Consider the following 9,633-nt stretch of genomic DNA (forward strand, 5'->3'; position numbering starts at 1 on the left):
TTCCGGGGCCGACGCCGTCGATGCTAGTGTTTCGATCGTGACACGGGGTGCCACATGGCTGAGAACACACCCGTCGAACCTGTCCAGCTAGTACTGACGAAGGGATGTCACATGCACTGGGGCATGTCTACCCCAGCGGCGCTTGAGGCGGTACGCCGCCACGCCCCGCTGGTCTCCTGCATCACCAACGCGGTGGTCACCAACATCACCGCTAACGTTCTCCTGGCTCTAGGCGCGGCGCCCGCCATGGTGGATATCACGGGGGAGGCGGGCCCCTTTGCCCGCGTCGCCTCCACGCTGCTCATCAACCTCGGCACGCCTCAGCCCGAGCAGCGGGACGCCGCCCGTGAGGCCGTGGCTGCGGCAGCCGACGCGGGCACGCCGTGGGTCCTCGACCCGGTGGCCATCGGCACGCTGACGCACCGCACTGCGCTGGCCCGTGAGCTCTTCGGCCGGGGACCGAGCGTCGTACGGGGCAATGCCTCGGAGATCCTGGCTCTGGCCGGTGATGGCAGCGGTGGGCGGGGCGTCGAGACCGCCGACGACGTCGCCGCAACACTCGATCCGGCCTGCGACCTGGCCCGCAGCCACGGCTGCGTTGTCGCCGTCTCCGGGCCCGTCGATCTGATCACCGACGGCGAGAGCGTCATCCACGTTCAGGGCGGCTCCGCGCTACTGACCCGGATGACCGGCGGGGGCTGCGCTCTGGGTGCGGTGGTCGCGGCCTTTCTCGGGGCGGGGCGGAAGGAGGACCTGGATGACGTGAGCGCCGTCGTCGCTGCGCATGCCGTCTACAGCGCTGCTGCCGAGCGAGCGGAGGCCCGATCAACCGGCCCCGGATCCTTCCCACCAGCCTTCCTCGACGCCCTGTACGCCCTTGAGATGCAGGACCTGCAGAACGTTAGCGTCAGTGCTACCAGCGCGACCACCGCCGCCGGGGGAGGGCCGGCATGAGGGCCGCACCGGACCTGTCGGTTTACCTCGTTACCGATGAGGGCCAGTGCCGCTCGCGCGGCAGAGACGTCCTGGCCACCGTTGAGGCTGCTGTCGACGGCGGAGTCACCTGCGTCCAGCTGCGCGCCAAGGGTACCGACGGCGGACTCTTCCTGACTCAGGTGCTGGAGGTGGCCGAGGTGATTGGTGATCAGGTCCCCGTCATCGTCAACGACCGCGTCGACATCTTCCTGGCGGCGCGCGATCAGGGAGCGCCCGTGGCCGGGGTACACCTCGGCCAGTCGGACCTGCCCGCCCGCATCGCACGCCGTCTCGTCGGGGAAGAAGCCTACCTCGGGCTGTCGGCCGCGACTCCCGACGAACTGCGCACCGCCCAAGAGCAGGGCGCCTGCGACCACGTCGGCATCGGCGTCGTTCACCCCACCGCCACCAAGGCCGACGCTCCGAAGAGCCTGGGGGTGAACGGCGTGGCGCGTATGGCTGCCCTGATCGATCTGCCTGCTGTGGCCATCGGCGGCATCACGGCCAGCGACCTGCCGGCCCTCCGGGCGGGTGGTCTGGCCGGTGCCGCCGTCGTATCAGCCATTTGCACGGCTGATGACCCCAGGAGCGTCGCCGCCGACCTGCACCGTGCCTGGGACGAAGGATGTCGGCGATGAGCCAGCAGCGTTCGGCAACCGTGACCGCCTTGACCATCGCCGGCTCAGATCCTAGTGGTGGCGCCGGCATTCAGGCCGACATGAAGGCCATGAGTGCCCTCGGCGCCTACGCGATGAGCGTCATCACGGCGTTGACTGCCCAGTCAACGCGCGGTGTGGCCGGTGTGCACGCCGTGCCGGTCGACTTCGTCCGTCTCCAGATGGACACGTTGCTGGAGGACATCGTCCCCGATGCCACGAAGATCGGGATGCTCGCCACCGCCGAGCTGGCCGACGCGGTGGGGGAGTACCTGCCTGGACTCACTCATACGGTGCTCGACCCGGTCATGGTGGCCACCTCCGGGGACCGCCTTCTCGACGAGCAGGCGGTCGGTGCCGTGCGCCGTCTGTGCGCCAAAGCCGATCTCATCACTCCTAACCTCTATGAGGCGGCCGTCCTGCTGGGGGAGGAGCCCGCGGCGACCCTCGGTGAGCTGCGCAACCAGGCGCAGCGCCTGAGGGATCTGGGTGCACGTAGGGTACTGGTCAAGGGTGGTCACCTGAGCGGTGACGCTGGTGACGCCGTCGATGTCTACGCCGATGCCGACGGCGTCGAGATCTTGTGCGGTCGCAGGGTGGCCACGCAGAACACCCACGGCACGGGATGCACGCTCTCTTCGGCGATCGCCTCGCTGCGACCACGCCGGGCGACCTGGCTGGAAGCGGTGCGGGACGCCAAGGACTACCTCACCGGCGCCATCGCACACGCCGAGGCCCTGGGCGTTGGACACGGGCGCGGGCCCGTCCACCATTTTTACCGAGTCTGGACTAGAACCGGATGGTAAGTTATGTCGTTGTCGTCGGCGACCTCCCCGGCTCACGCTGCCGAGCTTGCGCAGGGTGGAGGCGCGGCGCCCAGTGCGTCCTTGACGACGGTGACCGCACCCACCAGTTTCGGTAGGAAGGCCGAGTCGATCCCCGAGGATCAACCGGCGGCCGCCGGGGACTGATGCGTTGGACCTCAGCCCTGGCTGCTACCTGGAGCCGACGGCGCGGTCCGCACTGGAACCGGTTGCTGCGGCGTTGTTGTCGTGGACTCCGTTCTGACGGCCAGAAGAGTCATGGCGAGTACGAGTGCCGCGACCAGCGTCACCGAGGCGATCGCTACGGCCGCCCACGCCGACCGCCGATACCGGCTCGAGCCGCGCAGGTGTGCGGCACCTATGACAAGGGCGACGAAGGACAGCGGTACTCCAATGAAGGGGAGCGGGATCAGTAGCACCGCGCCCGCAGCCGCAGCAGTCAGGGCGGTGACAGCCGGAGAGCGGCCGAGGCCGCCCTCGGCCTTCAGCTGCTGGTCCACGGCGACTCTCCTCTCACTCGTCTTCTCGGCTCGTGTCGGCAGTCCACTGCCCATGATGGAACCCGGCCCTGCCGGGCGCCAGGGCAATGCCTGAATCTTTCAGATGAGGCCTTCAGAGACTCTTCTGCGATCGCGGTCGCTCCTACCGGGAACTTCTGCCCGTGCGACGTAGGAATGAGTCAGGTGGCGTACAGCCCGGGCTCGTAAACTGAAACCTGGGAGACTTCCTCGCTCAGGAGCTGAGATGGTTGACGCACGCACCGCCCTCGCCCAGTCCGACACCCTTCGCCTCATTTGGCCCCAGTGGCAGGGGGCGGGAGAGACCTCGGTGCGCAGCCTGCTGCCCGAGCTGCCCTACGGGGAGGCGCGGCGCGTCTACGCACTGGGAACCCGGGTGCTGACGGCGCTCCTGCCCGAGCACGCCGGCCCCACGGAGATCGTCCCCGTCAGCGATGAACCTACTGGCGAGGAGGTCCTCGTCACTAACGGCATGGAGTCGCGTGCCCAGATCCTGGCCGGGATTCGTGACGCCCGCGAGGCGATCGCCCGGCACGACGCTCCCAGGATCCTCACCCTGGGCGGGGACTGCGCTGTTTCCGTCGTCCCCTTTACCGAGCTCGCCGCCCGTTACGGAGACGACATGGCCGTCGTCTGGATCGACTCCCACCCCGACATCGGCACCTCGCACTCCCAGTACCCCGGCTACCACGCCATGGCGGTCTCCCACATCATCGGTACTGGTGACGTCGAGGTGATGGAGGAGCTGGCGGCCTTCGTCTCCCCGAGCCGACTGGCCCTGGCGGGCCTGCACTCCTGGACCGAGGACGACTACCCCAACATCGCCACGTGGGGGCTGCACGCCTTCGGCCCGGCCGACCTGCGCGACTCGACAGAGCCCCTGCTGAGGTGGCTGGAGGCCACCGGCTGCAGCCGCGTAGCAGTCCATCTGGATGTCGACACCGTGGACGCCGATGAGGTCCGGCTGGGACTGGGCTACGATCGCGGCGGCCTGAGCGTGACTCAGACCAACCGCGTGATCAGGGATCTGGGGCGGGCGGCCGACGTCGTCGGCCTGACGATCGCCGAGTACGTGCCTCGGCAGGTCGTCGCTCTCACCCATCTCCTGGAGAGGCTGCCGCTTCTCTGAGGATCGGGGCGGGCTGGGCGAACTCGCCCGCCGGGGCGACCGCCGTCAGTCGGTGACGACCTTCGCCCCGGTCGTGTTCTTCGCTGCGTCGATGGTTCCCAGGTCGGTGACGCTGGGGAAGCCGGCGTTGCGCATGGCGGCACTGGCCATCTTCGACTGGTCTTTGCTCCCGTAGAGCTGGTACTGGGAGTTGTGGTCCAGTCCCGAGATCTCCTTGGAGAAGGTGCCGGAGGAGAAGTCGTAGTTCACGGCCCCCTCCAGGTGACCCTGCTTGTAGTCCTTGGTTGAGCGCAGGTCGATGATGACTACGGGACCAGTGGCCTTCGCGTCCGCCGGGGTGGTGTGCGCCGAGGCGGAGGCGCTGGAGCTGGAGGATCCCGAGCAGCCGGTCAGCGCCAGCGCACCGCAGGAGACGAGCAGGGTTGAGACGGCCAGGACGCGGATGGGGCGTTTCACAGACGGTTCCTTCAGGAGTCACACGGCTTCGTCGAGCCTGGGTGGGAGCAGACGGGATGCTGGATCAGCGTAAGGCTCTGTGTCGGGAGACTCGAGGTGGGAACAGGGGCAGGGCCTCAAGGATGAGGATAAACGGGTTCCGGCGGGAACCGGCGGTGGTATTCAGTGAACGGTAGGGTGAATTTCAGTGATAATTTCCACGTCAGCTGCCGGCGGTCAGGCTCGCGGTCTCGTCCTGGAACAGCAGGGCGACCTCCTTGAGCTTCTCTCCGTGCTGGCGGGCGTGGTGAGCGCAGAAGAAGAGCTCGCCGGTCAGCATGACGACTCGGACGTAGGCCTGCGCGTCGCAGACGTCGCAGCGGTCGGCCGTGGTCAGCGGGCGCTCGGAGGAGTCGGCGGCAGAGGTGGTCTGCTCGTCCAGGGTGGTCACCGCCTGTGCGGCGGTCGAGGTTCCGATTGTGCTCATGGTTCGCATTGCATCATGAGGAAGGCGACTCCTGCTGTCCGAAAGAGCCGTTTCCGCCTGAGGCGCACGCGCTTTCGCCCACGGCGCACCGCCGTCATGGCGCACCTCACCGTGGTGCCTGCCGATCGGGTGGATGCTGGAGGTGGTGCCAGCGGGTTGTCAACGGACGGAAATCGGGAGGGGAGCAGTCAGGATGTCGGTGGTGCAGGAGTTCCGCGACCGTGAGATCGCGCGCCTGGAGCGTTCGGGCTGGGCAACCAACGCGGCCCTTCGCCAGAGGCTGGAGGCCGTGGGGCTGCGGCCGCCCGCCGAGGTCGTGGCCGAGTGCCTGGATGAGGACGGCGGCAGCGGGGACGTTGGCAGCCGCTGGGAGCGGGCAGAGCGCACAGTGGCCCATCTGCGAGAGCACTTCGCCCCGTTCCGCTTCGCCGACGACGTTGACTACGGGCTCCTGGCGATCCCGGCCACGGACCGGCTCGACACCCGCGGCGCCGTGGATCCTCGCATCCGCCGCGGTCAGCGGCCCGACCTGCTCGAGGACTTCGTCGACCCGGCCCTGGGGGAGGGTGCTGGCCTTACTGACCCCGCTGACCCCGTTGACCTTGCCGGGGCCACGCTGGGTAAGGACGGCTGGATCATGGTGGCCGGCGTCGTCGGCCAGTACGGGATCTCGGCCGGAAGCTATGAGGACGTCACCTCAGCCCCCGCGGAGCGCTTCGAGGTCGACGGCGTCGACACCCGCGCCCTCATGACCCGCCGGCTGTGGGGAGCCCGACTCCTGCAGTGCCCGCCCGGCCTCGTTCCCGACTCCGACTACGCCGAGCGGTGGACCTTCACGCTCTTCCCGGCCGAGGGTCTGGTGGACGGCCGGGCAGTCTCGGGTACCGTGCTCAAGAGGCGGGTGCGCTTCCGGCTGGGCAAGGCGGACCGCGGGATCGGCAGCGCCCGGGTGAGCCCCGCCCTCCCGCTCGACTGAACGATTCGGCGGTGCCGGGTGGGTCGACGCTCGCCTGACGTATGACGCCACACGCCTCCCCGCGGCGGGGCGCGAGGCACGGGCGGCGCCGATCGGCTAGATTCCCAGCGTGCCCTCATCCGAGAACAAGACCAGCCGGGGCGACTACTCCGCCCGCCACCTCTCCGTCCTGGAGGGGCTCGAGGCCGTGCGCAAGCGCCCGGGAATGTACATCGGCTCCACCGACCAGCGCGGCCTCATGCACTGCGTGTGGGAGATCGTCGACAACGCCGTCGACGAGGCCCTTGAGGGGCACGGCGACGACATCTCGGTGACCGTCCACGACGACGGATCCATCGAGGTGCGTGACAACGGGCGCGGCGTGCCCGTGGACATCGAGCCCTCCTCCGGCCTGACCGGCGTCGAGCTCGTCTACACCAAGCTGCACGCCGGCGGGAAGTTCGGTGGTGGTTCCTACGGCGCCGCCGGTGGCCTGCACGGCGTGGGCGCCTCCGTCGTCAACGCCCTGGCCGAGCGCATGGACGTCGAGGTCGACCGCGGCGGCAAGACCTACGCCATGAGCTTCCACCGCGGTGAGCCCGGCATCTTCGACGACTCCGCCGGACGCAGCCCCTCCTCTCCCTTCACCGAGTTCACCAAGGCCTCCGAGCTACGAGTCATCGGCAAGGTGCGCCGCGGCGTGACCGGCACCCGCGTGCGCTACTGGGCCGACCCCCAGATCTTCCCCAAGCCCACCGAGTACGACGCTGCCGCCCTGCGCGCCCGGCTGCGCCAGACCAGCTTCCTCGTGCCTGGGCTCACCCTGCGCCTGGAGGACAAGCGCCCCGAGGCCGAGGCCATCGCCGCCTCCAACACGCCCGCCGCCGACGCCGGTGAGACCGACGACGCCGTCCACGAGGTCACCCTGCGGGCGGCCGCCAAGAACGCCACCGAGAACCGCGGTGACCTGTTCGACACCGGCGCCGACGAGGGCGTCGAGGTCTTCCAGGCCCTGGGCGGCACCGCCGACTTCGTCGACTTCCTGGCCTCCGACGGCTCGGTGACCGACACCTTCCGCCTCACCGGTCAGGGCACCTACACCGAGACCGTCCAGCAGCTCGACCGCGCCAGCGGGCACCTGCGGCCCGTGGAGGTCGAGCGCACCTGCATCGTCGACGTCGCCCTGCGCTGGGGGATCGGCTACGAGACCACCGAGCGCTCCTTCGTCAACATCATCGCCACCCCTATGGGCGGCACCCACCTGACCGGGTTCGAGCAGGCCCTCACCAAGGTGCTGCGCAAGCGCATCGAGGCCGACTCCCGGGCCCTGAAGATCACCTCCAAGGACGGCCGGGTCGAGAAGGACGACATCATGGCGGGCCTGACGGCCGTCGTCACCGTGCGCGTGCCCGAACCCCAGTTCGAGGGACAGACCAAGGAGGTGCTCGGCACCGGGCCCGTGCGCCAGATCGTCTCCAAGGTGGTCGAGCGCGAGCTCACCGCCCTGCTGACCTCCTCCAAGCGGGACCTCAAGACCCAGGCGCGCGCTCTGGAGGAGAAGATCGTCGGCGAGATGCGCGCCCGCGTCTCGGCGCGCTTGCACAAGGAGATCACCCGCCGCAAGACGGCCCTGGAGACCTCCTCCCTGCCGGCCAAGCTCGCCGACTGCCGCAGTGACGACGTCGCCGCCTCCGAGCTGTTCATCGTCGAGGGCGACTCTGCCCTGGGCACCGCCAAGAACGCGCGCAACTCCGAGTTCCAGGCGCTCCTGCCGATCCGCGGCAAGATCCTCAACGTGCAGAAGGCCTCCCAGGCCGACATGCTGCGCAACGTGGAGTGCTCTGCCATCATCCAGGTGGTCGGTGCCGGCAGCGGACGCACCTTCGACCTCGAGGCCGCCCGCTACGGCAAGGTCATCCTCATGACCGATGCCGACGTCGACGGCGCCCACATCCGCACCCTCCTGCTGACCCTCTTCTTCCGCTACATGCGTCCCATGATCGAGGCGGGTCGGGTCTTCGCAGCCGTCCCGCCCCTGCACCGCATTGAGGTCTCCGGCTCAGGTCGGCGCAAGAAGGAGATCATCTACACCTACTCCGACGACGAGCTCGTTACCACCCTGCGCCGGCTGGAGCGCTCGGGGCGCAGCTTCAAGGAGCCTCAGCGCTACAAGGGCCTGGGGGAGATGGACGCGCACCAGCTCGCCGAGACCACCATGGAGCCCCAGCACCGAACCCTGCGGCGCATCACATTGGGAGACGAGGCCCAGGTCATGGAGGCCGAGTCCGTCTTCGAGCTCCTCATGGGCTCCTCGGTCGAGCCCCGCCGCGACTTCATCGTCGAGGGCGCCCGTGACGTTGATCGCGAGCGCATCGACGCCTGACCATCGCATCAGGCCTCGACGGCTCTTTCAGGTAGTCTCAGTAACCTTCGTGCCACGGCCCGCCAGTGGTCGTGACCCGGCATCGTCGACGTATCGTCGTTCTTCATCTGTACTCGCCCCTGTTCGTCCTTCATGAGGGAGGTGCGTTATGGCATCCGGTTACGGCATTCGCCGGGCGGGCTCCTCACCGTGGCCCATCCTGCGCCCGGGGCCCCGCTCAGCGCTGTCACGCGAGCTGTCCTGGCGCCCCCTGGGACCTGAGGACAACCACGAGCTGGCCGCGCTCATCGCCCGGGTCGAGGAGGTCGACAACCCTCCCTACCGCACCAGTGAGCAGGAGACGGCCGAGTACTTCCTCGACCCCACCTACTCCGGGGTCGCCGGCCGCGACGCCGACGGCGTCATGCGCGCCTTCGGCCTGGTGCGGCTGCGCCCGGCCGGCGAGATCTACGCCTCCATGACCGGCACCGTGGACCCGGCCGTACGCAAGCGCGGCATCGGTCGAGCCCTTCTGCACTGGCAGGCCGAGCGGGCCCGCCATCTCGTGGGCGCCGAGCGGGCCGGCTCCGTGCCGGGCAAGGCCTCGACCCAGGTTCCCGCCCACGTGGTCACCACCGTCTTGGAGGACGACGAGCGCATGCAGGGCCACCTCACGGACATGGGCTTTGAGCCGATGCGCTGGTACCGCGAGGTGCGCCGTTTCCTCGGCGACGAGATCCCCGAGGTGGACCTGGACGGCTTCATCACGATCGATCCCTGGACCCCCGAGATCGATGACGATGTTCGCCGTGCCTACAACCAGGCCATGGCTGAGACCTGGAAGGCCGAGAACGTCACCCCCGAGGACTGGACCGCCGGCAGCGCCTACTTCGCCCCCCAATGGAGCTTCGTGGCCATGGACCGCTCCGGGGACCGGGCCCGCGTCGCCGGCTACCTGCGCTCGGGCCGCTATGAGCAGGACTGGGAGGCACTGGGCTGGCGTGAGGGCTACACCGATGTGCTCGGGGTCCTGAGCGACTACCGCCACCGACAGATCGGGCCCGCGCTGCTGGTGGCCGCCATGCGCGCCTACGCGGCCGACGGCATGGAGTACGCCGCCGCCGGCGTCGATACCGACAACCCCAGTGGCGCTGTGGACCTGTACGAGTCCCTGGGCTACGTGCCCACCCGCGGCACCATCCTCTACGCCCTCGACGTCTGAGCGCCCGGTGTGGCCGCCCGGCGGGTCAGATGCGCTGATGGGCGACGGCACCGGCCACGATCGTGGCCGG

10 protein-coding genes and 1 riboswitch are annotated in these 9,633 nt (G+C 69.0%); of the genes, 7 read left to right on the forward strand and 3 right to left on the reverse strand.

Annotated elements, in window-relative coordinates; all coding sequences use genetic code 11:
- The first annotated feature begins 33 nt into the window (after positions 1 to 33).
- Positions 34 to 122: riboswitch (TPP riboswitch) on the forward strand.
- A 1-nt stretch (position 123) separates the two neighbouring features.
- The 3 genes from thiM to thiD are packed head-to-tail and all read left to right on the forward strand — an operon-like array spanning position 124 to position 2,437.
- Complete coding sequence (gene thiM, locus BKH33_RS13120; RefSeq protein WP_076072817.1) at positions 124 to 954, forward strand: hydroxyethylthiazole kinase; 831 nt, start codon at positions 124 to 126, stop codon at positions 952 to 954.
- Entirely contained in the window at positions 951 to 1,613 is a 663-nt protein-coding gene (thiE, locus tag BKH33_RS13125; protein WP_003780468.1) for a thiamine phosphate synthase, read from the forward strand. Before thiM ends, thiE begins: the two co-directional genes overlap by 4 nt.
- Positions 1,610 to 2,437 carry a bifunctional hydroxymethylpyrimidine kinase/phosphomethylpyrimidine kinase gene (gene thiD / locus BKH33_RS13130; protein ID WP_003780429.1) on the forward strand — a complete coding sequence of 276 codons (828 nt, stop codon included), beginning with the start codon at positions 1,610 to 1,612 and terminating at the stop codon, positions 2,435 to 2,437. Before thiE ends, thiD begins: the two co-directional genes overlap by 4 nt.
- Positions 2,438 to 2,613: 176 nt before the next feature.
- Here thiD and BKH33_RS13135 read toward each other — a convergent pair whose 3' ends face one another.
- A complete protein-coding gene (locus BKH33_RS13135; protein WP_003780424.1) occupies positions 2,614 to 2,955 on the reverse strand; it encodes a hypothetical protein in 342 nt (113 codons plus the stop codon).
- Between the two features lie 244 nt (positions 2,956 to 3,199).
- Here BKH33_RS13135 and BKH33_RS13140 point away from each other — a divergent pair, with 244 nt between their 5' ends.
- Complete coding sequence (locus BKH33_RS13140) at positions 3,200 to 4,102, forward strand: arginase family protein (RefSeq protein WP_003780439.1); 903 nt, start codon at positions 3,200 to 3,202, stop codon at positions 4,100 to 4,102.
- 45 nt (positions 4,103 to 4,147) lie between these two features.
- Here the strand turns inward: BKH33_RS13140 and BKH33_RS13145 are convergent, their stop codons facing one another.
- Together BKH33_RS13145 and BKH33_RS13150 are read right to left on the reverse strand one after the other, a co-directional pair.
- On the reverse strand, positions 4,148 to 4,558 hold the full coding sequence (locus tag BKH33_RS13145; protein ID WP_003780428.1) for a rhodanese-like domain-containing protein: 411 nt from the start codon (positions 4,556 to 4,558) through the stop codon (positions 4,148 to 4,150).
- 202 nt (positions 4,559 to 4,760) lie between these two features.
- Positions 4,761 to 5,033 carry a DUF7455 domain-containing protein gene (locus tag BKH33_RS13150; RefSeq protein WP_003780431.1) on the reverse strand — a complete coding sequence of 91 codons (273 nt, stop codon included), beginning with the start codon at positions 5,031 to 5,033 and terminating at the stop codon, positions 4,761 to 4,763.
- Positions 5,034 to 5,217: 184 nt separating this feature from the next.
- Here BKH33_RS13150 and BKH33_RS13155 point away from each other — a divergent pair, with 184 nt between their 5' ends.
- The 3 genes from BKH33_RS13155 to BKH33_RS13165 all read left to right on the forward strand — a co-directional run bounded on the left by BKH33_RS13155 (position 5,218) and on the right by BKH33_RS13165 (position 9,563).
- On the forward strand, positions 5,218 to 6,000 hold the full coding sequence (locus tag BKH33_RS13155) for a hypothetical protein (protein ID WP_003780420.1): 783 nt from the start codon (positions 5,218 to 5,220) through the stop codon (positions 5,998 to 6,000).
- Positions 6,001 to 6,109: 109 nt separating this feature from the next.
- Positions 6,110 to 8,362 carry a DNA gyrase/topoisomerase IV subunit B gene (locus BKH33_RS13160; protein WP_003780430.1) on the forward strand — a complete coding sequence of 751 codons (2,253 nt, stop codon included), beginning with the start codon at positions 6,110 to 6,112 and terminating at the stop codon, positions 8,360 to 8,362.
- Positions 8,363 to 8,510: 148 nt separating this feature from the next.
- A complete protein-coding gene (locus BKH33_RS13165; RefSeq protein ID WP_003780476.1) occupies positions 8,511 to 9,563 on the forward strand; it encodes a GNAT family N-acetyltransferase in 1,053 nt (350 codons plus the stop codon).
- Positions 9,564 to 9,633 lie beyond the last annotated feature (70 nt).

The organism is Actinomyces naeslundii, from assembly GCF_001956585.1.
In the GTDB taxonomy this organism is placed as follows: Bacteria; Actinomycetota; Actinomycetes; order Actinomycetales; family Actinomycetaceae; genus Actinomyces; species Actinomyces naeslundii.